This is a genomic window from Pseudaeromonas pectinilytica (assembly GCF_054780855.1).
The window spans coordinates 1-22,467 of sequence record NZ_BAAGVN010000361.1 but is presented as its reverse complement, the minus strand read 5'-3'; the positions used below and the strand labels follow the sequence as shown (position 1 = coordinate 22,467).

The 22,467-nt window shown below is 59.4% G+C and carries 23 protein-coding genes; 11 read left to right on the top strand and 12 right to left on the bottom strand.

Annotation, left to right across the window (positions count from 1 at the left end; genetic code table 11):
- Positions 1 to 203: 203 nt before the first annotated feature.
- Both nifA and nifL read right to left on the bottom strand, forming a co-directional pair.
- The gene (nifA, locus tag ACYVG7_RS20305) at positions 204 to 1,772 is read right to left on the bottom strand and encodes a nif-specific transcriptional activator NifA (RefSeq protein WP_460884923.1); all 1,569 of its coding nucleotides are present in this window, start codon (positions 1,770 to 1,772) and stop codon (positions 204 to 206) included.
- Positions 1,769 to 3,292 (bottom strand): nitrogen fixation negative regulator NifL, encoded by a 1,524-nt coding sequence (gene nifL, locus ACYVG7_RS20300; protein WP_460884922.1) that lies wholly within the window; start codon positions 3,290 to 3,292, stop codon positions 1,769 to 1,771. Before nifL ends, nifA begins: the two co-directional genes overlap by 4 nt.
- Positions 3,293 to 3,642: 350 nt before the next feature.
- Here nifL and rsxA point away from each other — a divergent pair, with 350 nt between their 5' ends.
- The 9 genes from rsxA to ACYVG7_RS20255 all read left to right on the top strand — a co-directional run bounded on the left by rsxA (position 3,643) and on the right by ACYVG7_RS20255 (position 11,081).
- On the top strand, positions 3,643 to 4,221 hold the full coding sequence (rsxA, locus tag ACYVG7_RS20295; RefSeq protein WP_460884921.1) for an electron transport complex subunit RsxA: 579 nt from the start codon (positions 3,643 to 3,645) through the stop codon (positions 4,219 to 4,221).
- A gap of 15 nt (positions 4,222 to 4,236) precedes the next feature.
- Positions 4,237 to 4,773, top strand: coding sequence for an RnfABCDGE type electron transport complex subunit B (locus ACYVG7_RS20290; protein ID WP_460884920.1), 537 nt, complete (start codon positions 4,237 to 4,239; stop codon positions 4,771 to 4,773).
- Positions 4,766 to 6,208, top strand: a complete 1,443-nt coding sequence (gene rsxC, locus ACYVG7_RS20285) for an electron transport complex subunit RsxC (protein ID WP_460884919.1) — start codon at positions 4,766 to 4,768, stop codon at positions 6,206 to 6,208. Before ACYVG7_RS20290 ends, rsxC begins: the two co-directional genes overlap by 8 nt.
- On the top strand, positions 6,205 to 7,179 hold the full coding sequence (locus ACYVG7_RS20280) for an RnfABCDGE type electron transport complex subunit D (RefSeq protein WP_460884918.1): 975 nt from the start codon (positions 6,205 to 6,207) through the stop codon (positions 7,177 to 7,179). Before rsxC ends, ACYVG7_RS20280 begins: the two co-directional genes overlap by 4 nt.
- Positions 7,176 to 7,823: an electron transport complex subunit RsxG gene (gene rsxG / locus ACYVG7_RS20275; protein WP_460884917.1), complete on the top strand. Its 648-nt coding sequence runs from the start codon at positions 7,176 to 7,178 to the stop codon at positions 7,821 to 7,823. The genes ACYVG7_RS20280 and rsxG overlap by 4 nt, the downstream gene beginning before the upstream one ends.
- A gap of 3 nt (positions 7,824 to 7,826) precedes the next feature.
- On the top strand, positions 7,827 to 8,528 hold the full coding sequence (locus ACYVG7_RS20270) for an electron transport complex subunit E (protein WP_460884916.1): 702 nt from the start codon (positions 7,827 to 7,829) through the stop codon (positions 8,526 to 8,528).
- Positions 8,525 to 8,788, top strand: a complete 264-nt coding sequence (locus ACYVG7_RS20265; RefSeq protein WP_460884915.1) for an RnfH family protein — start codon at positions 8,525 to 8,527, stop codon at positions 8,786 to 8,788. Before ACYVG7_RS20270 ends, ACYVG7_RS20265 begins: the two co-directional genes overlap by 4 nt.
- Before the next feature lie 175 nt (positions 8,789 to 8,963).
- The gene (locus tag ACYVG7_RS20260; protein WP_460884914.1) at positions 8,964 to 10,289 is read left to right on the top strand and encodes an SLC13 family permease; all 1,326 of its coding nucleotides are present in this window, start codon (positions 8,964 to 8,966) and stop codon (positions 10,287 to 10,289) included.
- Positions 10,290 to 10,544: 255 nt separating this feature from the next.
- Positions 10,545 to 11,081 (top strand): flavodoxin, encoded by a 537-nt coding sequence (locus ACYVG7_RS20255; RefSeq protein WP_460884913.1) that lies wholly within the window; start codon positions 10,545 to 10,547, stop codon positions 11,079 to 11,081.
- A gap of 734 nt (positions 11,082 to 11,815) precedes the next feature.
- Here the strand turns inward: ACYVG7_RS20255 and ACYVG7_RS20250 are convergent.
- The 9 genes from ACYVG7_RS20250 to ACYVG7_RS20210 form a co-directional block, all read right to left on the bottom strand.
- The gene (locus ACYVG7_RS20250; RefSeq protein ID WP_460884912.1) at positions 11,816 to 12,103 is read right to left on the bottom strand and encodes a type II toxin-antitoxin system RelE family toxin; all 288 of its coding nucleotides are present in this window, start codon (positions 12,101 to 12,103) and stop codon (positions 11,816 to 11,818) included.
- Positions 12,093 to 12,335 (bottom strand): type II toxin-antitoxin system RelB/DinJ family antitoxin, encoded by a 243-nt coding sequence (locus ACYVG7_RS20245; protein WP_460884911.1) that lies wholly within the window; start codon positions 12,333 to 12,335, stop codon positions 12,093 to 12,095. Before ACYVG7_RS20245 ends, ACYVG7_RS20250 begins: the two co-directional genes overlap by 11 nt.
- A 237-nt stretch (positions 12,336 to 12,572) precedes the next feature.
- Entirely contained in the window at positions 12,573 to 13,424 is an 852-nt protein-coding gene (gene nifM / locus ACYVG7_RS20240; protein WP_460884910.1) for a nitrogen fixation protein NifM, read from the bottom strand.
- Complete coding sequence (locus ACYVG7_RS20235; protein WP_460884909.1) at positions 13,421 to 13,945, bottom strand: nitrogen fixation protein NifZ; 525 nt, start codon at positions 13,943 to 13,945, stop codon at positions 13,421 to 13,423. Before ACYVG7_RS20235 ends, nifM begins: the two co-directional genes overlap by 4 nt.
- A complete protein-coding gene (locus ACYVG7_RS20230) occupies positions 13,942 to 14,265 on the bottom strand; it encodes a nitrogenase-stabilizing/protective protein NifW (protein ID WP_460884908.1) in 324 nt (107 codons plus the stop codon). Before ACYVG7_RS20230 ends, ACYVG7_RS20235 begins: the two co-directional genes overlap by 4 nt.
- Entirely contained in the window at positions 14,250 to 15,428 is a 1,179-nt protein-coding gene (gene nifV / locus ACYVG7_RS20225; RefSeq protein ID WP_460884907.1) for a homocitrate synthase, read from the bottom strand. The genes ACYVG7_RS20230 and nifV overlap by 16 nt, the downstream gene beginning before the upstream one ends.
- 404 nt (positions 15,429 to 15,832) lie before the next feature.
- A complete protein-coding gene (gene nifS / locus ACYVG7_RS20220) occupies positions 15,833 to 17,041 on the bottom strand; it encodes a cysteine desulfurase NifS (protein WP_460884906.1) in 1,209 nt (402 codons plus the stop codon).
- Positions 17,042 to 17,063: 22 nt separating this feature from the next.
- Positions 17,064 to 17,954 (bottom strand): Fe-S cluster assembly protein NifU, encoded by an 891-nt coding sequence (gene nifU / locus ACYVG7_RS20215; RefSeq protein WP_460884905.1) that lies wholly within the window; start codon positions 17,952 to 17,954, stop codon positions 17,064 to 17,066.
- A gap of 21 nt (positions 17,955 to 17,975) precedes the next feature.
- Entirely contained in the window at positions 17,976 to 18,317 is a 342-nt protein-coding gene (locus ACYVG7_RS20210) for a hypothetical protein (protein WP_460884904.1), read from the bottom strand.
- Between the two features lie 308 nt (positions 18,318 to 18,625).
- Here ACYVG7_RS20210 and ACYVG7_RS20205 point away from each other — a divergent pair, with 308 nt between their 5' ends.
- Positions 18,626 to 20,083, top strand: a complete 1,458-nt coding sequence (locus ACYVG7_RS20205; protein WP_460884903.1) for an HDOD domain-containing protein — start codon at positions 18,626 to 18,628, stop codon at positions 20,081 to 20,083.
- A 472-nt stretch (positions 20,084 to 20,555) separates the two neighbouring features.
- Here ACYVG7_RS20205 and ACYVG7_RS20200 read toward each other — a convergent pair whose 3' ends face one another.
- Positions 20,556 to 21,527, bottom strand: coding sequence for an integron integrase (locus ACYVG7_RS20200; protein ID WP_460884902.1), 972 nt, complete (start codon positions 21,525 to 21,527; stop codon positions 20,556 to 20,558).
- A gap of 271 nt (positions 21,528 to 21,798) precedes the next feature.
- Between ACYVG7_RS20200 and ACYVG7_RS20195 the strand changes: the two genes are divergently transcribed.
- Entirely contained in the window at positions 21,799 to 22,380 is a 582-nt protein-coding gene (locus tag ACYVG7_RS20195) for a PIN domain-containing protein (protein WP_460884901.1), read from the top strand.
- Positions 22,381 to 22,467 lie beyond the last annotated feature (87 nt).

The following is a 22,467-nucleotide window of genomic DNA, read 5'->3' as shown; positions in this document are numbered from 1 at the left end:
CCTGGCGTCCTCTTTGCTTTTCTATTGGCGTGAATGAATGGCGCTCAATAGCTATTCCTAATAGCCGATACTCACCATAAGCGACTGGGTAGCGCTAAGCTGACCCTCCGCGCCAGGGACGGCGCGGTGGAGCCCCCATGGAAGGGTTTACGGCGTGTCAGCGTGAGCTTCCCTGTCGATACAGCATGATTCGGATCGACTCATTAGATACGGCGCATATTGATATTCATGATCTGGATGCGGTAGGCAATTTGCCGTGGTGTCATGCCCAACATACGGGCGGCCTTGGCTTGCACCCAACCACATTTTTCCAATGCGGCGATCAAGCGCTGACGCTCATCCAGATCCGACTCTTCCCCTTCCGGCAACATAGGCAGGGCCGTCGGCAACAACCCGGGCTTCTGGTGTTCCTGATTGTTGAACAACACCACATCCCGATCGATGAGTCCGGTCTCCGACATGATGGCGGCCCGCTCCAGACAGTTTTCCAGCTCGCGGACGTTACCCGGCCAGCTATGCCCCACCAGCATACGAATGGCCCCATCACTGATCTTCAACTCACGGCCCTGCTTTTGCGACAGCTTCTGCAACAGGAAGCGCGCCAGATCCGGAATATCTTCCAAGCGCTCGCGCAAGGCCGGCAACTGAATGGGCATCACATTCAGGCGGTAGTAGAGATCCTCGCGGAAGCTGCCTTTGCGCACCTCCTCTTCCAGATTGCGGTTGGTGGCCGCCACGATCCGTACATCCACCGAGATGGTCTCGCTGCCACCGACCCGCTCCATCTCCCCCTCTTGCAGGATCCGCAGCAACTTGGCCTGAAACGAAGCGCTGACTTCGCCGATTTCATCGAGAAACAGGGTGCCACCATCGGCCAGCTCAAAACGTCCCTTGCGCAATTTCACCGCCCCGGTAAAGGCACCCTTCTCATGGCCGAACAGTTCGCTTTCCAGCAAGCTGTCGGGCAGCGCCGCACAGTTGAGTTTGACGAAAGGGCCACTGGCCCGTGGCGAGTTGTAGTGAATGGCGTTGGCGATGAGCTCCTTACCGGTACCACTCTCGCCGCGAACCAGTACGGTCGTATCCCACTTGGCCACCTGGCGGATCGAATCGAAGATCTGTCGCATCGAGGGGGTCTGCCCCACCATGTTGTCGAAACCATATTGATGGCGCACCTTGCGGCGCAGGCTATCGCGCTCACTGCGCAGAGCCTCGCTCTCGCGATGGGCCTGACCGACCAGACGCACCGTCTGGGCGATGAGATTGGCCAGCATCTCCATGAAACGGGTGCGCGCCGGCAGGCTCTCTTCATCCGGGCTCAGCGGCTGGGCCGCTAGCACCCCGATCGGGCTGCTATCGACTCCGGGGATTGGCACACAGATAAAGGGCAGGCCGTATTCGAACACGTTCAAGCGATCCAAAAAGCGTGGGTCATCCGCCACCTTCGGGATCACCAGCGAATGGCCCTGATGCATCACGGTACCGAGAATGCCCTCACCCATCCGGTAGCGGACGCTCTTCACATCCTTGATCACCTCCGGGTCGACGCCATGCATCGCCTGAATAAACAGAGCGCTGCGGTTGTGGTCAAACAAGGAAACCAGCCCATGTTGCATCTGCGCCTGCTCATGCAGGCTTTGCAACATAGCCGCCAGCGTCTGCTCCAGATCCAGCGAACGGCTCAACACCACGCTGATCTGGTGCAGGGCATTGAGCTGCTGCTGCATGCTCAGGCCGCGTACCAGCGTCGAGGTGGAAGGATGGGTGCTCATGATGACCTCCTGTCGTCGAGCGTTAAGGGGAATTCCAACAACACCAGGCAGCCACCCAGTTCACTCGCCGTTACCGACAGCACGCCACTGTGATCATTGACGATGCCCTGCACCAGAGACAGGGCAATGCCAGTCCCGCTTTCTTCCTGGACCAGGCAGTTAAAAGGCAATACCCGGCCCGGGAGCAGCTCCTCGGGCAGAGAGCCGTTGTCTTCCAGTTGCAGTTGTACGCTTTGCTCCGCCTGACGAACACTCAGACGAATGATCCCCTCGGTCGCTGGCAGGCGTTGCCGAGCCAGGGTCATCAGCTGTTGTAAGGCCATCATCAACCGCAGACGCTGCCCTTCAACCTGCATGGGCTGAGCCGGGATATTGATCTGACACTCCGCCTCTTCATGCTGGGAATTCAGTGCCTGCAGATCACTGAGCAGCTGGCCTAATTCAAAACGGCTGGGGGTTTCCTTGAGCTGACTGGGTCGAGCGTCCTGCAGCCACAACAAGGCGCGATCCCCTTCGGTCAGGGCGGCGCTGATGGCGCGATGACCACTGCCCTCCGGCTCCAGACGCTGGGCGGCCTGCAGCAAATTCAGCGGCCCTTGCAGCTGCAAGGATGCGGCATCCAGCGCCTCATGGATCGCGGCAATCAACCGCTGCTCTTCCAGTTGCAACCGCAACTGTTCGATGCGATCCAGCTCCTGCTGCTGATGGCGCTCGGTCTGATCCTGGATCAGCAGCAAGGTATAGGAGCGCTTGCCCTGGCCAAAGTAGTTAGCGGCTTCCTCATTCAGACTCTCCATCGGCTGGCGAGTACGGCTGAACCAGCGCGTCTGCCCACGGATGGACAGCGCCACCAGCGGCGGCGCTATAGACTCCTGAGCCTCGGCCTGCTCCAGCACGCTCAACGGCTCGGCGCCCTGCAAATCGCTACGCAAGGTCTTGTACGCCAAGTTATCCAGCAAGATATGGTGCTGATCATCCAGCACCGCTACGGCCATGGGCGCGGCATTGAGCACCGACTCCAGCAGCGCCTTCTGGTTCTTCAGCCGCTGCTCCAAGGCATAGTGCTCACTGATATCCCGGTGCATACCCAGGTAATAGGCAACCTGATGCTGCTCGTTCAGCACCGGCGTCACCGTCACCTCCGCCAGATACAAGGAGCCATCCTTGCGGCGATTGATCAGTCGGCCATTCCAGTTGCGCTTACTGCTCAACGCCCCCCACATCGCCTGATACCGACTCTTCGGCGTTTGCTGGCTGGCCAGCAAATTGTGGTTACTGCCCTTGAGCTCACTGCGGCTGTAACCGGTCAATGCCGAGAAGGCCGGATTGCTATAGATAATATGGGCCTCCAGATCGGTGACCGAGATGGCCACCGGGGCCTGCTCGACCACTTGCAAAAACAAGGGAGGAGGCAGCTGCGCCAGCACCCCTTGCAACATCTGGCTCTCCAGTAGCGGCTCGGGTCGGGCGACAGCTCCCTCCTCCCCCCCGGTGATTGAGGGGAACGACATCCAATTCATAGGGCTCCTCCCTGTTACAGCTGTGTACGCAATGCCACAAATTGTCGGGCTACGTCGCGGCAATGGCATATCTCTGCGCGCTATGCCACGGAGAATGCAATTCCCAAGCCGAAAACGATACGTTTCGAGTCTCAAGCCTCAGACTGTCATTTTTGCAACAAAACCATAGTCTTGATGGGGCTATTTTGTGGCACCTCCGCCAGCACAGGGGGGAAAGCCGACAGTTTTCGGCCTGCTATGGTGCAGCCTTATCCCTGATTTGGTGCGCATCGCGCTCGTGGGGGCGAGCTGGCACAGCTTTCGCAGAGCAGCCTGCAAGCAACAATTCATCACGCATGAGGCGACCGGGTATGAAGGAGCTGTTTTTGATGGTGCTGGCCAACGGGCTGGTCAATAACGTAGTGCTCTCACGCTTTTTGGGACTCTGCTCCTTTATGGGGGTATCCAACAAGATTGAGTCGGCGATGGGGATGGCCATGGCCACCACCTTCGTACTAACCATGTCCACCTGCGTGGGTTGGCTCATCGAGCATCTGATCCTGCAGCCCCTGGGGCTGGAATATCTGCGCCTGCTGGCGTTCATCATGGTGATCGCCTCGCTGGTGCAGTTAACCGAACTGTTTATTGCCAAACAGAGCCCCGAGTTACATCGCACCCTGGGGATCTTCCTGCCGCTCATCACCACCAACTGTGCCGTGCTGGGGATCGCCCTGTTGACCGTGCAGGAGAAACTCACCTTTCTGGAAACCCTGGTCTACGGCCTGAGTTCAGCCTTGGGTTTCTCGTTGGTGATTGTGCTGTTTGCCGGTATGCGCGAACGCATGGAGCAAACCAGCCAACCGGCGCTGTTTCGCGGTGCCCCGATCGGCTTTATTACGGCCGGAATTCTGGCCATGGCCTTTGCCGGTTTTGCCGGGCTGGCTGGTTAAGACAAGGAGTCCATGATGCTGACACTCATCTCACTGCTGTCCATTCCGCTGCTAGCCGCCGCTATCGGCTATGCCTTGGGCATTGCCGCGCTGCGCTTGAAGGTTGAAGGCAATCCTCTGGTCGAACAGATCAGTGAATTGCTACCCAGCGGCCAATGTGGCCAATGTGGCTTCCCCGGCTGCGGACAGGCGGCGCAAGCCATCGTCGATGGCAAGGCAGCTCCCGACTGCTGCCCGCCCGGTGGCAACGCCTTAGCCCAGAAGATTGCCGCCCTCTTGGGCGTGTCCCTGGAAGCCTCGGTGGGCAAGGGTCCGTTGCTGGCCGCCATCGATATGAGCGAATGCGACGGGTGTGGCCGCTGCTTCAAGAAATGTCCGTTTGACGCCATTGTCGGCGCACCACGCCAGCTGCATGGCGTCATCGCCGATGCCTGTACCGGCTGCGGTCTGTGCAGCAATGTCTGTCCCCATGGCGGCATCAATCTTTACCCGGATCCGCTGTTTGCGGCGCCACTCACCAAACCCGTAAGCGGAGGGGCTCACCATGCTTAAGGCTCGCCTCAAACCCCATGGCGGCATTCATCCGGACAGCCACAAGCAGCTGACCAGTGATAAGCCGATCAAGACCCTGGACACCCCTTGGCGCCTGCTGCTGCCGCTGAAACAGCATGCCGGAGCCCCCGCACTGCCGGTGGTCTCCGTCGGCGAGCAGGTACTGGCTAACCAGTTGCTGGCCAAGGGCAATGGTCGCTTCTCCATGCCGATCCACAGTCCGCTGGCGGCCACCGTCACCGCCATCGATGGCAGTCAGATCACCCTGCGGGTGGCATCTGAGGCGCAGCGCAGCGTGCCGCCGCTGGCCCGGGATGGCGAACTGCCCGAGCGGGAGCAGATGATTGGTCTGGTCGAACAGGCCGGTATTGTCGGCATGGGCGGAGCCATGTTCCCGACCGCTGACAAGCTGCGCCTCTCCCTGCGCCATCCCATCGACACCCTGATCATCAATGGCAGCGAATGTGAACCCTACCTGACCTGTGATGATCGCCTGATGCAGGAACAAGGGGTGCAGATCCTGGGCGGGATCCGCTATCTGATGCAGATGACCCAAGCCAGCCGCTGCTTTATCGGTATCGAATCCAACAAGCCAGATGCTATTGAGGCCATGGAGAGTGTGTGTCGGGATGAAGCCGGGATCGACATCGTCGCCCTGCCCGCCCTCTACCCCATGGGATCGGAGAAACAGTTAATCGAAGCGGTGACCGGTATCCAGGTGCCCAGCGGCAAACTCTCGGCCGATGTGGGAGTGCTGGTGCAGAACGTCGCCACCTGCATCGCCGTGTTCCACGCCCTGCGCTTTGGTCGGCCGCTGACCCACCGCGTCATCACCCTGAGCGGCGATGCGCTGGAGGAGCCGACCAATGTCTACGCCCCCATCGGCATGCCGATCAGCGAGATCATCAGCCAGTGTGGCGGCCTGAAAAGCACGCCGGAGCGCATCGTGCTCGGCGGCCCCATGATGGGCAAGGCAATCCATAATATCCATGCCCCGGTCACCAAGGGCACCAGCGGCATCCTGCTGCTGACCCGCCAGGAGGTGCCCCATCCCAAGGCCAGTGCCTGTGTCCGCTGTGGCCGTTGCGTAGCCGCTTGCCCGATGAGCCTGACCCCACTGGACTTGGTCGGTGCCCTCAAGCAGGACAAGCTGGATGAAGCCAGTTCGCTGGGGCTCGCCGACTGCCTGTTGTGTGGCTCCTGTGCCTATGTCTGCCCGGCAGCGATCCCGCTAACCGAGTATTTCGACTGGGGGAAACAGACCCTGCAACGGCAACGGCTGAGCGAACAAAAATCGAACCGCACCCGCGCCAACGGCGATGCCCGTCGGGAACGACTCAGCCGGGAAGCCGCCGAGAAAGAAGCCGCCAAAGCGGCCAAGGCAGCGGCCTCGCCACGCCGACCACGCCGCCAGACTACGGAGGAAGCATCATGAATCTGCGCGCACCCCATGCCCACGAAGGGATCACGATCCCGACATTGATGTTCAAGGTCAATCTGGCGCTGCTGCCGGCGGCCCTGCTTGGCATCCTGCAGTTTGGTGTCCCGGCGCTGTTTTTAACCTTGACCTGTCTGATCACCGCCCTGTTGTGCGAATCAGCCTGTCATCGTCTGAATCCCCAGGCGGCTGGCCGGCTGAACGATGGTTCGGCGCTGCTTACCGCACTGCTGCTGGCCATGAGTCTGCCTCCCCATGCCCCGCTGTGGCTGGGAGCGCTGGGTACCGGCTTTGCCATCCTGTTTGGCAAGCAGATCTATGGTGGACTGGGACAGAATCTGTTCAACCCGGCCATGCTGGCCCGGGTGGTACTGCTGATCGCCTTCCCGGTGGAGATGACCCACTGGATCAGCCCCAGCGATCTGTTTGCCGGTCACTGGTACGGTTTGAATATCGACGGTATCTCCGGCGCCACCACCCTGGGGCTGCACAAGGAGGGCAAGGAGCAGTTTGACCTGATGGCCCACCTGACCGGGCTTTCCAGCGGCAGTCTGGGCGAAACCGCCTCGATCCTGTTGTTGCTGGGAGGATTGTGGCTGATGCAACAGCAGGTCTTCACCTGGCATGTGCCGGTCGCCACCCTGATGTGCTGCCTGCTACCTGGCAGTCTGTTGTGGTGGTTTGATGCCACGGCCATTCCCAATCCCCTGGCGCAATTAACCAGTGGCGGTCTGCTGCTGGGGGCCTTTTTTATCGCTACGGATCCCGTAACCAGCCCCACCAGCGCCAAGGGCAAACTCTGGTTCGGCGCAGGACTGGGACTATTAGTCTTCGTGATCCGCGCCTTTGGCAACTTCCCGGAAGGGGTGGCGTTTGCCGTGCTCATCATGAATGCCGCGACACCGCTCATCGACAATTTCACCCGACAAACCATCTATGGCAGCACGGTAGCGGAGGAAAAAGCATGACCACGACCCTACTCCCGCTGCGTCAGCAACCCCGATTCATGGCGCTATTGCTGGGTGGTTTCGCCTTGCTGGTGTGCGGCTCTGTGGCCATCAGCAGTCGCCTGACGGCACCGCAGATCCTGCTGCGGCAACAGGAGGATACCCAGCGTCTGCTGACCCAGGTGCTGCCGAATTCCCTGTACGACAACATGCCGAGCCAGGATGAAGTGACCCTGACCCTGGATGATCAACCGATTCATTTCTTCCGCGCCCGGCAAGGGGGCAAGGTCAGTGCCATCGCCCTGTTCGCCAGCTCACGGGGTTACGGCGGAGACATCCAGATGCTACTGGGTATCGATGCCCAGGGCACGCTCACCGGCGTACGGGTCATCAGCCATACCGAAACCCCGGGTTTGGGCGACAAGATTGAAACCGCCAAGGGGGACTGGATCCTCGGCTTCGATGGCCTCTCCCTGCACAAACCCGATGACCAAGGCTGGCATGTGAAGAAGGATGGCGGTCAGTTTGACAGCTTTACCGGCGCGACCATTACCCCCCGCGCCGTGGTCAAGGGGGTGCATGAGAGCCTGCAGCTGTTTGCCCGTCACAGCGCCCAAATACTCGACCAGAGCCCCGTCGGTTCGACCAGCACAGACAAGGAGTAAGTCATGAACAAGAATCCCTATTGGGAGCTGATGGCCGATGGCCTGTGGCGTAACAATGTCATCTTTACCCAGTTACTGGCGCTGTGTCCGCTGATGGCGGTGACCACCACGGCCACCAATGGTCTGGGCATGGGACTGGTCACCTTGCTGGTGCTGGTCGCCTCGAATGTGCTGGTATCACTGATCCGCAACCAGGTGCCCAGCCAGATCCGCATCCCGATCTTTACCCTGCTGATTGCAGCTCTAGTCACGCTGGTGGATCAGGCGATGAACGCCTGGCTGCATGACTTGCACCGGGTTCTGGGGCTGTTTATCGCCCTCATCGTGGTGAACTGCGCCATCCTCGGCCGCGCCGAAGCCTTCGCGGTGAAGAATCGACCACTGGCGTCTGCGGTGGATGGGCTGGCAACTGGATTGGGCTTTACCCTGGGTCTGGTTATCGTCGGTGGTTGTCGGGAAATTCTCGGCAGCGGCACCCTGTTTGCCGGAGCCAGCTTGCTGCTGGGGCCCCAGTTCCACTTTATGGAGTTAACCATTCTTCCCGGCTATCGCGGCTTCCTGCTGATGATGCTGCCGCCGGGGGGCTTTATCATGATGGGTCTGTTGCTGGGCGGCATCCGCCTGGGGAAACGGTTGACCAGTAAGGAACATGCCAACGATTCCGTCGCACCTGCGGCCGAAGCTCAGGGAGGATGTCAGCCATGAAAATCAGTGTTGCTCATGCCAGAGGCGCCCAGGGACATTGGTATCCGCTGGATTTACCGGAGCCGGTCACCGCCCTGCAGGCGCTGCAGGCTTCCCCGCTGTTGGGTCAGTATCCGGATCTGGATCCGGCGGTGCACAAGATCGGGATCTTCGGCAAACCCTGCAGCCCGGATACCCAGCTGCAAGCCGGAGACCGCGTCGAAATCTACCTGCCCCTGCAGCGTATCGCCGGGGATGAGGACGAGGATGAAGAAGAGTAAGCCTTTGCTGTATAATGGCTTTTTGGCCGCCCTGCGGCCTTTTTTATCGCCACAACACCCGGCATGACACCCGATACCGGTGCGGGGTGGAACATTCACAGGCGTTATATTCCAGCCCGTTTGGACCTGCGTCTGATGGACGGCTTGACTACCAAGGAAGAGGAAGGAGTTATCTATGATCACCACACTGAGTCACCCCTGGCACCGCGGCTTGCTGCTGCTGGTGGGTCTACTGGCCCCGGGCTTTGCTCTAGCCGCCGAGAGTCATATGCCGGCGCTGGGCGGCATCCGCCTGGAGTTTATCCTGTTTGCAGCCACCTTGCTGGGGGTGGCACTGTTCCATCACTACACCATGTGGATCTCCCTGGGCGGCCTGGCGGCTGTGCTGATCAGCAAGTATCTGTTCGTCGATGACTTTTCCCTGCTGCACCATCTGCTGGGCAGCGCCGGGCACGAGGGGGAATGGCGAGTGCTGCTCAACCTCATCGGCTTGCTGTTCGGGTTTGCCATCCTGGCCAAACATTTTGAAGAGTCCGAGCTGCCGCAGATCCTGCCCAAGTACCTGCCGAATGACTGGAAGGGCGGCTTTGTGCTGTTGGTGATGATCTTCGTCATCAGCGCCTTCCTCGACAACATTGCTGCGGCCATGATCGGCGGTGCGATTGCCTTCGTGGTGTTTAACAAGCGGGTGCATATCGGCTATCTGGCCGCCATAGTCGCAGCCAGTAATGCCGGTGGCTCCGGCTCTGTGGTCGGTGACACCACCACCACATTGATGTGGATTGATGGCGTCAACCCCTTGCATGTGCTGCATGCCTATGTGGCCGCCGGGGTGGCGCTGGTGTTATTCGGTCTGGTTGCCTCATTCCAGCAGGATAAATATCAACGCATCGTCAAGGATGCCCCGGTCGGGATCGCGATTGAATGGCATCGACTGGCTGTAGTCGGTTTTATTCTGGTGATGGCCATCGCCACCAACTACTTCCTCGACTTTCCAGCCATCGGCGTCTGGGTGGCGATCCTGCTCGGCGCCCTGGTGGTCAAAACACCCTGGCAGGAGCTGAAAAATGCCACCGGCGGCACCATCTTCCTGATGGGGCTGGTCACCTGTGCCTCCCTAATGCCGGTGGATGAACTGCCACCGGCCAGCTGGCTGACCACCTTCTTCCTCGGCTTTGTCTCGGCGGTGTTCGACAATATTCCGCTGACCAAGCTGTGCCTGGAGCAAGGTGGTTATGACTGGGGTGTGCTGGCCTATGCCGTGGGCTTTGGCGGCTCCATGCTGTGGTTCGGCTCCTCGGCGGGCGTGGCCCTCTCCAACATGTACCCGGAGTCCCGCTCTGCAGTGCAGTGGGTTCGCCATGGCTGGCATGTCCCCGTCGCTTATGTGGTGAGCTTCTTTGTCATGCTGGCACTGGTCGGCTGGGAGCCTCATGCGCCGCACAAGGAAACCTTCGTAGAAGCACCCGCGCCTGTGGTCGCAGCGCCCAGCGCGTCCTAAGCCATCCCGATCCTTACTTCCCGGCCCTCCATCACTGGAGGGCTTTTTTGTTTTCGCCAGCCATGCGTCTGCAGCCATAGCACGGCTTGCAACAGGGGGTAGCCGACACTCCCGCCGCATTTGTCGGCTTTCTCACAGTCCATTGCGTGGCATAAATCATCAATATCGTTATAAATCATAATCTTAAAAAAATGCCGTGCAGGCACCGTTGTTGCAACAGCTGATACAGCCCATCGAATAGCAAGGAGAACGCTCATGGCCAAAGTCGGCATTTTTTTTGGAAGTGACACCGGCAAGACTCGCAAAGTTGCCAAGATGATCCACGAAGCACTGGCCAGCGACGCCGTCGCCGCTCCGGTGAATATCAACAAGGCCAGCATCGACGATCTGCTGGCATTTGATGCCCTGATCCTGGGCACTCCGACCCTAGGTACCGGCCAACTGCCGGGGCTGGATGCCGACTGTCAGGGCGAAAGCTGGGCTGAGTTTGTACCCGAGCTGGAGAGTGCCGATCTGGCCGGCAAGACAGTGGCCCTGTTTGGCCTGGGGGATCAACAAAGCTACCCAGATGATTTCGTCAGCGCCATGGGCGAGCTGTATGACCTGGTGACCGGAGCCGGAGCCGAAGTGGTCGGCTTCTGGCCGAACAGTGGCTACGAGTTCAATGACTCGACCGCACTGGATGGCGATGACTTTGTCGGTCTGGCGCTGGATCAGGACAATCAATCCGACCTGACCGCCGACCGGGTGGCCACCTGGGTGGCCAGCATCAAACCCGCTCTGGGGCTCTAAATCCCTGTATAGCCTGAGAGCTAACCCTGCAACAACCTCGCTTTGCCCGGCAGAATTGACCCTCCGCCGGGCTTTTTTGTGTGAGCGCGGCTCACACTCGGCGGTTCGCGGAACCGGCGGACCGATGGGCCCGCGTTCAGCCTAGGGCGGCACATCAGCCGATGATGTCGTGATTCATGCCTGGATCCGGTTCCGCCTGGTAGACGCAGGCGTTCTGCCCACCTGCCGTGGGCGGCGGCGGGTCAAGGGGGGAAAGGCCACGCTGCGCCATCCATGGCTGCGCAATCCGCTCGGGCTATCCCTGCCCCCGCGCCAAATCGGGGCCGGGATAATCAATCCCGTCCAAACCCCGATTTGGCCCCTTGACAATCCCTGGCCCATGTCTTGGCCGACTGCCGGGAAGGCCCCGCGCTACGGGCGGATCTCCATCGGCCGGGAGCCACACGCCATCCATGGCGTGACGCTCCCTTTTGCGGTCATCCTGACCGCGCACCGATTCCGCCCCCCCCCTTCACGCGGCCCGGCAGACGGCTGCATGTTTGGGCGAACAAAGACAAAGACAAAGACAAAGGCAAAAGCAGAGGCAAAGGCAAAGGCAAAGGCAAAGGCAAAGGCAGAGGCAGAGGCAGAGGCAGAGGCAGAGGCAGAGGCAGAGGCAGAGGCAGAGGCAGAGGCAGAGGCAGAGGCAAAGTCTATAGGTCAACGACCAGAATCGAATGTGTTGCCCCTATCCGTTAGACCATTCGCGATCCAGCATCCAGATAGACTTGTTCGCGCTCCCGTTTTCCTACCGCAACCACGAATACCACGACTCGCTCATCTTGCACCTGATACACCAAACGATATCCCGATGCCCGCAGCTTGATCTTGTAGCAGTCCGGTAAGCCATGCAGGCGGTTGGCTTCAATTCTGGGTTGTTCCAACACCTTGGCCAGCTTCTTTTTGAACTGTTGGCGCTGAGTATCACCCAGTTTCGTCCACTCCTTCAGCGCTCGCGGATCAAACTCCAGCTCAAAGGTCATCGAGCGAAACTCTTATCCCTTGTTGCGGGTTGGCCAGACGTTCACGGACTAGGGCCAACAATGCTTCCTCATCCGCCGTCACCACAGCGGTGCGAAATGGCAACCGCTCTTGGGTGGCAACATATTCCAGTGTTTGTCTCAGTAAATCGGAGGGCGTTACCCCCAATTTTTCCAACACAGCATAGGAGCGAGTTTTCAGATCATCATCGATGCGAAGATTGATAGTACCCATTGCCATACCTTTCGTCATTACACTTGTAATTACAAAATAGCATCGGTGATGCCATACTGCAAATCCTGTCCAATGGTGGTGATCGGCCCGGCAGACGGCTTGAAGTTTAGGTTAACAGGGCAGAAACGAATGCAGAGGCAGAGGCAGAGGCAACGACAGGATGTATGAACGATGCGAAAACGGTGATGGTGAGGCTGGAGGAGATAGGCCTTCCCCTGGGCAGGGGAAGGCGGGGATTTAGTGGTTGGAGAGTTGACGGTCCAGGGTGCGCTGCAGGGATTTGAGCCAGCGGCGCTGGTGGTGTTGTCGGGCTTGCAACAGATGCTGCTCGATGATTTTCGGCAGCGCCTCGTCCATCGGGATCGGAGCGGCCTCCTGGATATCCAGACACTGGATCAGGTGCAAGCCCATAGGGCTGCGCAGCACCGGGCTCAAGGCCCCCAGCGGTAGGGCAAACAGGCAGCGGTCCAGCTCAGGGTAGAGCTGGCCCGGGGTGACCACGCCGATGCGGCCGCGCTCCATGGCGGTCGGACACTCGGAGTGGCGCAGCGCCAGCTCGCCAAACTGATGGGGCTCGGCCAGCAGGATCTCGCGCAGCCCCAGCATGCGGGCCTGCACTTCCGGCTCGCTATCCGGATTGTCATCCTCGGTGGTGATCAGAATATGGCGCACCTCGCGGCGCTCCGGGCGCAAGAAGCGCCGTGGATGATCCAGGTAGTAGCGGCGCGCCTCGCTGTCACTCATCGCCGGAACGTCGGCACTGCTCAGCGCCAACACCTCGTTGACCTTGAACTCATGACTCAGGGCCTGCAGCAATTCGGCATCGCTGATGGCGGCTTGCTGCTGAATTTGCAACAGGGTGGCTTCCGAGCCGTACTGGCTCACCAGCTGGCTGCGCGCCTGATTCACCATCTGCGGCGTCACCTGTACCTGGCTGGCCAACTCGCTGGCCAACACCAGATCTTCCAGCGCCAGTTTGCGGGCCAGTTGCCGCTCCAGCTCCGGCAACTGCTCGGCGGACAGCTCCCAGGGCAAGGCGGAAAAATTCGCCAGCGCCAGTTGCCAGCGCGGATAGGCGTGCCAGCTCATAGGGTCACCTCCTCGCCACTGCTCGAACGCAGGGTGTTGCGACCCAGTGGGCGTTGATCGTCGAGCGGCATCTCACCCAAGGGTTTGAGCGGCCAGCGTATGGCCGAACGCGGCACCTGCAGCAGACGCGCGCCAAACAGCACTTCGTAAACCAGCGGTTGTTGATCCCGACGCACCGACATCACCTGACCGCGATCCCCGGCCAGCGCCAGCATCTTGCCCTCCATCGCCAATGCACTGGCCGCTTCCACCCAGTCACCGAACTCGAAGTCGCTGTCAATCCAGGGCGCATCCCCCGGGATCAGCTCCTGCTCGCGGCAGCCGACTGTGTACCCCAGCTCGACAAAATGGACCTGATAAATCACCTGATCCTGCAAGATGGTGCCGACATCGCGCACATAGCCCAGCGTGCCCTTGCGCACCAGCAGATCGCCGCGCTGCTTGCCCGGAAAGCTGCCATCGTCCCGCACCGCCCGCACCAGCCGTACCGGTGCGCCGTAGTCAAATTGCGCATCCCTCATAACAGCACCTCCTGCAATTGGCTCAGCGGAATAAAAAATGGCTCCAGGCGCTGATAGACCTTGAGGCTGGAATTGCCGCGCACCGGCTGATGGTGGAAGGTCTGATAGGCCTCGCCCAATAACTGTTGCGCCAGGGCAAAACGACCCGCCTCGTCCAGCGCCGAGCCGTCGGCGGCACTGAGCGCCTGATGGAAGCGGTGCATGATATGCAGGCGGCTGATACGTACCTGCTCTGTCTCAAAGGGGAGCTGAAAATGGCTCAGAAACTCTTCGGCAGTCTCCAGCTCATCCACACCCGGCAGGGTTAAAAACCACTCCATAACACCTCCTCGTTCATCCGATTGACTGCGTGTGACCGGCAGAGCAAGGTGCGGTACAAGGCCCGCAGCTCGCCCTCGTCAGGATTTCGTTTACGATTCTCCGCAAATTGGCGGATCGCCTGTAACACCGGCTCGGCATCCCCGTCCGCCAGTGGTAACCCGAGCGCGGAAAAGATGGCCATCACGCCGTGACGGCCCGAGTGCTTGCCCAGCACCAGACGGTGCTCGCGCCCCAGCAGATGGGGATCGACCCCCTGATAGTTGCGACAGTCCTTGAGCAGACCATCCACATGCAGGCCGGACTCGTGGGTAAAGGCCAGATCGCCGACCAGCGGTTTTTGCGCCGCGATCTGCCGCCCGGCCGCGGCCGCCACCTGCTGGCACAGACCTGGCAGCTGCAGCGGATCGATCCCGGTCTGACGGCCATAACAGTGACTGGCCGCCAGCACCACCTCCTCCAGCGGCGCATTACCGGCCCGCTCGCCCAGGCCGATCACAGTGGTGTTGGCGTGGGTGGCACCGGCGCGCAGCGCGGCCAGGGTATTGGCGGTGGCCAGCCCCAGATCGTCATGGGCGTGGATCTCCAGCTGGCCGTGCCAGTGCTGCCGCAGCAGACTGATGCGCTCGAAAGTAGCGAAGGGATCGAGAATGCCCAGGGTGTCGGCAAAGCGCAGCCGCTCGGCCCCCAGCTCATGGGCCAGGCGGGCAATGGCGGTCAGCTCGTCGGCCGTGGCCCGGGAGGCATCTTCACAGCCGATACAGACCCGCAACCCGAGCACGCGGGCCCGCTCCACGGCCAGCATCAGGCGATCGTCGGCCTGCTGACGGCTGATGCCCAGCTTGTGGGCCAGCATCTGCGCCGACAGCGGCATGGAGATATCCACCCACTCCACCGCCAACCGCGCGGCCTGCTCGACTTCCGGCAGCGTAGCGCGGCACCAGACCATCAACTGACTGTGGCGGATTTGCGCCCGGACCGCGGCGATACGCGCGCACTCCTCCGGGCCCATGGCCGGAATACCGACTTCCAGCTCGGGCACACCCGCCGCTTCCAGCGCCAGGGCAATGGCGATCTTCTCATCCCGGGTAAAAGCCACCCCGGCTGACTGTTCGCCATCCCGCAGGGTGGTGTCATTGATGATGATGGGTGCTGTCTGTTGCATACACGCTCCCTTGGCCAATCCATAGCGAGATACAGCAAGAGGCGTTCCATGAAATAATCGTTGCTATTCAATGAATTGCGTTTCTATATCCGCCACAACACCACGCCAACGCCCCACATTGTGGGAATTACGACAACTCCATCCCGACTGACTAACAGTTAAGAGGTTCGGGAGAGACACCCTCTCTCGCCAACACGCCGTAAACCCTTCCATGGGGGCTCGATGGCGGCATCCCTGCCGCCAACGGTTGGCTCAACAGGCTATCTCTCCTTCGCTAACGCAACTGGCATTCCCTACTCCTCCCCCCTTTCTTTTCCAAGGAGGAGGCAGGGAGGGGGTTATCTTTGAGCGCAAAAAAAGAGCCGCACAGAGGCGGCTCACCGGTTGAACAGAGGCGGTTAGTGTTAACCGTAAGCCGGAGCGAACTCGCCATGGCTGGCCAGTTGCGGCTTGTTCTGTTGCCAGTAGGGCGACATCGAACGCAAACGCTCGATGATCATCGGCAGTTGCAGGATCACCTGATCAATCTCCCGCTCGCGGCTAAAGCGCGACAAGGAGAAGCGGATACTGCCGTGCGCTGCCGTGTAGGGAATGCCCATGGCGCGCATCACATGGGAGGGCTCCAGGGAGCCGGAGGTACAGGCGCTCCCGCTGGAGGCGGCAATCCCCAGCTGATTGAGCATCAGCAAGATGGCCTCCCCTTCGACAAACTCGAAGGCGATATTCAGGGTGTTCGGGGTGCGGTTCTGCGGATCGCCGGTAACCATGGCGCACGGTACCGCCGCCAGCAGCGCCTGCTCCAGCTTGTCGCGCAAGGCGCGGATCGGCCCCTCCAGCATGGACATATGCAGCTCGGCCAGCTCGCACGCCATGCCCAGCCCTATGATACCGGCGCTGTTTTCGGTACCGGCGCGGCGTCCGCGCTCCTGATGACCGCCGCGCAATAACGGCCGGAAGCGGGTACCACGGCGCACATACAGGGCGCCTACCCCCTTGGGGCCATGCAATTTATGGCCGGAAAACGACAACAGATCGATGGCGCTGCTGGCCAGGTTGATGGGCATCTTGCCGACCACCTGGACCGCATCGGTATGGAACAGAATGCCTTTGTCCTTGGCCATCTGCGCCATCTCCAGCACCGGGAACAGGGTGCCGGTTTCATTGTTGGCCCACATCACCGACACCAGCGCCACCTGGTCACTGAGCAGGGCGGCGTAGGCGTCCAGATCCAGACGGCCTTGGCCATCCACCGCCAGACGATGGATCTGATACCCTTGGCGCTCCAGGTGTTCACACACCTCGAGGATCGCCGGATGCTCAACCACTGTGGTGATGATCTGCTTGCGATCGGGCAGCGCCTCCACCGCCGAGAGCAGAACTGTGCTATTGGCCTCTGTGGCGCAGGAGGTAAAGACGATTTCGCTGTCGTGTTCGGCACCCAGCAGGGTCGCCACCTGATGGCGCGCGACTTCCAGCGCCTTGCGCACCGGCTCGCCAAAGCCGTGGATGGACGACGGATTGCCATAGTGCTCGGTCATAAACGGCATCATGGCTTCGAGCACCATGGGATCGAGCCGGGTCGTGGCGTTGTTATCCAGATAAATGGCTTTCATGGCATTACTCCTTGCTGGGACCTTAGGCAACGGCTTCGGTGACGCTGACGACCTGCACATAGCGGCCGAGGGCTTCCATCAATTTTTGCTGGATCCAGGCCAGCGTCATGTCGGTCATCATGCAGCCCATGCAGGCGCCGGAGAGTGCGACCTCGACCTTGTTCTCGCTGACGCCGATCAGCGCCACATCACCGCCATCGGCCTGCAGATGGGGACGCATGGCCTCCAGCACCGCCTCGACCTGAACCCAGGACGAGCTGCGTTCGGCCACCGGTTGGGGCGCCGCCGGAATGGCCACACTCCCGGATTTGGCATAGGCGCCACTCTTGGCTTCGCCGCAGACACCGCTAGCCAGCACCTTGTCCAGCACCTGTTCAATCTTCTCGTGGCAGGTGCTGCAACCACCGCCCGCCTTGGTGTAGTGGATGACCTCCATCAGGGTGGTCAGGCCGTTCTCTTTCACCGCCTTGACGATCTTGCCCTCGTCGACGGCGAAGCATTTGCAGATCAGCGCGCCCTCTTCATGGTCATCGCTCCACACCTCGCCACGGAAGTTGGCAATCGCCGCTTCCAGCGCTTCGCTGCCCATCACAGAGCAGTGCATTTTTTCCGGGGGCAGGCCGTCGAGATACTCGGCGATATCCTGGTTGGTCAGCTCCGAAGCCTGAGTCAAGGTCTTGCCGATCACCAGCTCGGTCAACGCCGAAGAGGAGGCAATGGCGCTGCCGCAGCCGAAAGTCTGGAACCCGGCGTCGGTGATGATTTCAGTCACCGGATCCACCTTGAGCATCAGGCGCAGGGCATCCCCGCAACTGATGGAGCCGACATCGCCCACCGCATTGGCATCGGCCAGGATCTTGGCGTTACGGGGGTTGAAGAAGTGATCCTTAACTTTCTCTGAATAATTCCACATATGCTGTTCTCCCGCCCTGAATTAACAACTGGAGCCGGCCGCGGTTGGCTCGCAGCGACCCGTATCACACTGGCAACCGGCTGGTTGCAACTTGATTTCCAGACCCGTCTCACCCTGGCGCTCGGCCAGCGTAATCACGGCTCCCTTGAGTTGAGGCCATTGCCGACGATCCGCCACCAGGCTCAGGCCCGGCAGATCCAGCCGCAGGTCGTCACCCAGCATCTGCGCACTCCAGCCCACCGCCAGCTTCCAGCCCTGACAGGCATCGCCGCTGACCACGAGGCGCAAGCCAAAGTGCGGCTGGGTCAGGGATTGTTGCAGTGCCTGCAGGGTCGCCAGGGCTTCGGGCTGAATATCGATCATGATGGGTACTCCTCAAGCAATGACCTCTGAACAGGAGCAAAGGCTGCGCCAAATAAATTATTGTTATTCATCAATGAGTTAATTTATCAAGTGGTAAAATCGAGGCCACAAAAGCACAGAAATTGTCGCCTTTGTCACACTAGCGACAGCCTCCGGCAATGCAGGAAGGATGCCCAGACCCGGAACAGTGATGGAGCTCCAAGCTTGCGCGGAAAACAGTAAGACCCCTTGTATATCAAGTACCTTCCCCGGTGCTTGCCCGCTATGCTTGAGAAAGAACTTCTTTATGACCTGTCACTATGAGCAGTATGCCAACCCGAGGAACCGATGCGTGGGTCGAACGCATCAGCAATAAAGAGATGCCAGCCCTGTGCTCGACCGTGCGCATGCTCGAACAGATGGCCAAGGACGACACCGCCTCTCTGGCGCACCTCGGCCAGTCGGTGCTGCATGATCATGGCCTCACCACCCGCATTCTGCGGGTCGCCAACAGCGTCACCTACAGTCGCAGCGGCAATCAGGTCAACACCATGAGTCGCGCCGCCGTGCTGCTCGGCTTCAATGCCCTCAAACACATCTGCATCACCGCCACTCTGGTCGATAGCCTGCTCAAGAACCGGGATATCAGCCAATCGGTGTATGACCGCCTGTTGCGGCTGATGGCGCAATCTTTCCATGCCGGCATGCTGAGCAAGATGTTGCTGGAGACCCATGATGAGGAAACCCGCGAAGAGGCATTTATCGCCGCCTTGCTGCATAACCTGGGCGAAAGCGCCTTCTGGAGCATGGGGGGGCCGCTGGCCGAAGAGCTGGATGACAAGCTGAGGCTCAACCCCGATGCCGAGGAAGAGGTGGTGCGCGATATGCTCGGCACCAGTTTCAACAAGATGAGCATTGGCCTGGCCAGTTCGTGGAATATGGGCAAACTGCTCATCACCTCGCTCACAGATCCGGATCGGCGGACCCCCGAGGTGCAGGCCATCAATCTGGCAAACCGCTTTAGCGCCCTGATGATGAACCCGCACACCACCCAGGCCCAACTCCAGCAGGGGCTGAATGAACTGGGCAAGGTCATGGAGCTCGATGCCGCCCAGGTCAAGCAGAAGGTCAAACGTTGCAACTACGATGCGGTGCGCCTGAGCACCACCTATGGTGCCCGCATGCTGACCCCCTATCTGGACAAGGGCGCCAATGCCCTGTTATTGCCGGAGCAGGAGCCAGAGCCCGCCGCGCAACCCGCCGAATCCAGCGAGGCCCTGCAACTGCGCATGCTGCGCGAGCTCACCTTCCTGACGTTGGAAAAAGCGGATATCAACCTCATCATCCACACCGCGCTGGAGGGCATCTATCGTGGCATCGGCATGGATCGGGTGCTGGTATTGATGCTCAACCGGGAGAAAAACCGGCTCACCCCGCGCTTTGTCACCGGCCAGCAGGGGGACTTGCTCAAACAACGCTTCACTCTGGATGTCAGCGCCCGCAATCACCTGTTCAGCCAACTGTTGAGCAAGCAGGAGCCGCAGTGGGTCACCAGCCTCACGGATCAGAAGTGGAGTCCGCTGATCAGCCCCGAGCTGCGTACCGCTGTCTATAACAAGGGATTTTTCATCGCCCCCATCATCGTCGAGCAGCAATCCATCGGCCTGTTCTACGCCGACCGCGCTGATAGCAAACGCCCCTTGAGCCGCGATGACTTCTTCAGCTTTACCCACTTCGTGCAGCAGACCAACCTCTGCCTCGCCGCCGTGATCAAGCAAAAGGAATAGCCCGACCGGCCCGCGGGAAATCGAGCTCTTGCGCACAATTTTTAGATTAATGACTCCAAGTAATTCCCATATGAACCCAAAGGCCGTAGCATGGTTTTTCGAAAAAGATAGGGATATCAGAGAAGAAACACCCTCACCTTGTCAGCTTTGCCGCATGGATGCGCAGGTTCCACTTCTGGCGATTGAAGGCCAGACCCGCCATCCATACGCCGCCGATCAAGTTCTATCCTCTGAGCCCATCCGCACCACCGATCAGCAACTGGGAGCTGTAACCTAGTGGCGGTAGCTTGGCCCACGCGCAGCGGCCAGCACTGATCCTCTGGCCTAAATAACCGCCTCATCGACCGGGAAGCACACGCTGACACGCCGTGAACCCATCCATGGGGGCTCCGCCGCGCCATCCCTGGCGCGGAGGATCAGCTTAGTGCTACCCAGCCGCTGAGCTGAATGACCTACTATTTGGAACAATGAGTTAGAGATCGGAAAGCGGACTACGCACCCCGTTCGCCCCCTGCTGCAGCACATGGGTATAAATTTGTGTGGTCCGGACATCGGAATGACCCAACTGCTCCTGCACGGTGCGGATATCGGCACCCCGAGCCAGCAAGTGCGTAGCAAACGAATGACGCAGGGTGTGGCAGCTGACCGGCTTGCCGAAGTTGAGTTGCCGCGCCGTGGCCCGCACCGCTTTTTGCAGGGTGGAAGGGTCCAGATGATGGCGGCGTAGTGCCCCGTCCCGCGGATCCCGACTCAGCACGGCAGAAGGAAACAGATAGTGCCAGCCCAGCTCCTTGCAAGCCGACGGATATTTCCGTGCCAACGCGGTGGGCAAAGCCACACCGGCATACTGGTCGTTCAGGCAATCGCTCAAGAAAAAGCGCTGGGCATAGGCAATCTGCTCGCGCAGGGCCGGGATCAGCTCCGAAGCCAGGGTCACACGTCGGTGCTTGCCGCCTTTGCCGTTCCAGACCATGACGCAGAGATAGTTGAAATCCAGATCCTGAATACGCAACCGCATCACCTCCATCAGCCGCAGGCCGCTGCCGTACATGAGTTGCGCCAGCAGTCGCAGCTGTACCGGCATCGCCAGCAGCAAGGCCCGCACCTCGCTCTGGGTCAGCACCGAGGGCAACTTGGGAGCGCGCTGGCTGCGGGTGAACTCCATCTGCAACTGCAGCGGCCGTAGCAAGATGGTTTTGTAGAGAAACACCAGCGCATTGAGCGCCTGGGCCTGGGTCTTGCTGGCGACCCGACGCTCGGTCGCCAGATGAGTGAGAAAACTCTGTACCTCGGCCTCCCCCAGGGTCGACGGGTGCTGCATCTTATGAAAACGGATAAACGCGGTGATCCAGTGCAGATAGGCTTCAATCGTTGCCATGGCATAGCGCAACAACAGCATCTGCTCATAGATACTGGCCAAAAACGCCGAATGGGGTTTACGCATAATAGCCACCTCGGACATATGTATATATAACCAGTATATATCCGAGTGAGACAAGCAACAGACTAAGTGGAACTTTTCCGCATTGTTACAAAAACTATGCAACGCCACGCCCATAACCATATGGGCAATAAAGGGCTTTTAAGCCCCGGCGTTGTTCCCATCCACAGACTATGTCGAACCTTTCCCCGTGCTATGGAGGAAAGGTTCCGGACAATAAGTTGTTAACCAAAGTGATCCCTACAAAACCGAGGTCAGATTGAGAACAAACTATGTGTTAATTGATTTTGAAAATGTCCAACCTGAGAACTTAGATGTGTTTTCAGCAGATCACTTTAAAGTCATTGTATTTGTTGGGGCTTCTCAAACAAAAGTGCCGTTTGATGTTGCAATTGCAATGCAAAAGCTAGGCTCTCGGGCTGAGTACGTGAAAATATCTGGGAATGGCCCCAATGCTTTAGACTTTCATATTGCATTTTACATTGGGCAAATCTCAGCAAAAGAACCGGATGCATTCTTTCACATCATTTCAAAAGACACTGGTTTCGATCCATTAATTCAACATATAAAAACAAAAAACATATTTTCATCCAGAACAAAAGACATCAAAGAGATCCCTGTAATAAAGGCTTCCATATCTAAAACCCCAGAAGAAAAAACGGACGTAATAATTGTAAAACTGCAGCAATTGAAAGCATCGAAACCCAGAACCACGAAGACATTAACGAGTACCATCATTGCTTTATTCCAAAAGAAAATTCCAGAATCAGAGGTGCTAAGTTTGATTAGCGACTTAGAAAGCCAAAAAATACTAACAATCAGCAACAACAAAGTTAGTTATAATTTACCGCAATGAACGGTTAATCGGGTAGCCGGGGGTTTCTAGCCCCCAGCCCCCACAACACCCTGCGTGCGGGTCCGCACAGGGCGTTTCACTTAGAAT

What these genes read in the sequence shown, in the direction of transcription:
- nifA (WP_460884923.1), bottom strand. Translation starts at nt 1,772, where the DNA reads ATGAGCACCCATCCTTCCACCTCGACGCTGGTACGCGGCCTGAGCATG.
- nifL (WP_460884922.1), bottom strand. Translation starts at nt 3,292, where the DNA reads ATGAATTGGATGTCGTTCCCCTCAATCACCGGGGGGGAGGAGGGAGCT.
- rsxA (WP_460884921.1), top strand. Translation starts at nt 3,643, where the DNA reads ATGAAGGAGCTGTTTTTGATGGTGCTGGCCAACGGGCTGGTCAATAAC.
- ACYVG7_RS20290 (WP_460884920.1), top strand. Translation starts at nt 4,237, where the DNA reads ATGCTGACACTCATCTCACTGCTGTCCATTCCGCTGCTAGCCGCCGCT.
- rsxC (WP_460884919.1), top strand. Translation starts at nt 4,766, where the DNA reads ATGCTTAAGGCTCGCCTCAAACCCCATGGCGGCATTCATCCGGACAGC.
- ACYVG7_RS20280 (WP_460884918.1), top strand. Translation starts at nt 6,205, where the DNA reads ATGAATCTGCGCGCACCCCATGCCCACGAAGGGATCACGATCCCGACA.
- rsxG (WP_460884917.1), top strand. Translation starts at nt 7,176, where the DNA reads ATGACCACGACCCTACTCCCGCTGCGTCAGCAACCCCGATTCATGGCG.
- ACYVG7_RS20270 (WP_460884916.1), top strand. Translation starts at nt 7,827, where the DNA reads ATGAACAAGAATCCCTATTGGGAGCTGATGGCCGATGGCCTGTGGCGT.
- ACYVG7_RS20265 (WP_460884915.1), top strand. Translation starts at nt 8,525, where the DNA reads ATGAAAATCAGTGTTGCTCATGCCAGAGGCGCCCAGGGACATTGGTAT.
- ACYVG7_RS20260 (WP_460884914.1), top strand. Translation starts at nt 8,964, where the DNA reads ATGATCACCACACTGAGTCACCCCTGGCACCGCGGCTTGCTGCTGCTG.
- ACYVG7_RS20255 (WP_460884913.1), top strand. Translation starts at nt 10,545, where the DNA reads ATGGCCAAAGTCGGCATTTTTTTTGGAAGTGACACCGGCAAGACTCGC.
- ACYVG7_RS20250 (WP_460884912.1), bottom strand. Translation starts at nt 12,103, where the DNA reads ATGACCTTTGAGCTGGAGTTTGATCCGCGAGCGCTGAAGGAGTGGACG.
- ACYVG7_RS20245 (WP_460884911.1), bottom strand. Translation starts at nt 12,335, where the DNA reads ATGGGTACTATCAATCTTCGCATCGATGATGATCTGAAAACTCGCTCC.
- nifM (WP_460884910.1), bottom strand. Translation starts at nt 13,424, where the DNA reads ATGAGCTGGCACGCCTATCCGCGCTGGCAACTGGCGCTGGCGAATTTT.
- ACYVG7_RS20235 (WP_460884909.1), bottom strand. Translation starts at nt 13,945, where the DNA reads ATGAGGGATGCGCAATTTGACTACGGCGCACCGGTACGGCTGGTGCGG.
- ACYVG7_RS20230 (WP_460884908.1), bottom strand. Translation starts at nt 14,265, where the DNA reads ATGGAGTGGTTTTTAACCCTGCCGGGTGTGGATGAGCTGGAGACTGCC.
- nifV (WP_460884907.1), bottom strand. Translation starts at nt 15,428, where the DNA reads ATGCAACAGACAGCACCCATCATCATCAATGACACCACCCTGCGGGAT.
- nifS (WP_460884906.1), bottom strand. Translation starts at nt 17,041, where the DNA reads ATGAAAGCCATTTATCTGGATAACAACGCCACGACCCGGCTCGATCCC.
- nifU (WP_460884905.1), bottom strand. Translation starts at nt 17,954, where the DNA reads ATGTGGAATTATTCAGAGAAAGTTAAGGATCACTTCTTCAACCCCCGT.
- ACYVG7_RS20210 (WP_460884904.1), bottom strand. Translation starts at nt 18,317, where the DNA reads ATGATCGATATTCAGCCCGAAGCCCTGGCGACCCTGCAGGCACTGCAA.
- ACYVG7_RS20205 (WP_460884903.1), top strand. Translation starts at nt 18,626, where the DNA reads ATGCCAACCCGAGGAACCGATGCGTGGGTCGAACGCATCAGCAATAAA.
- ACYVG7_RS20200 (WP_460884902.1), bottom strand. Translation starts at nt 21,527, where the DNA reads ATGCGTAAACCCCATTCGGCGTTTTTGGCCAGTATCTATGAGCAGATG.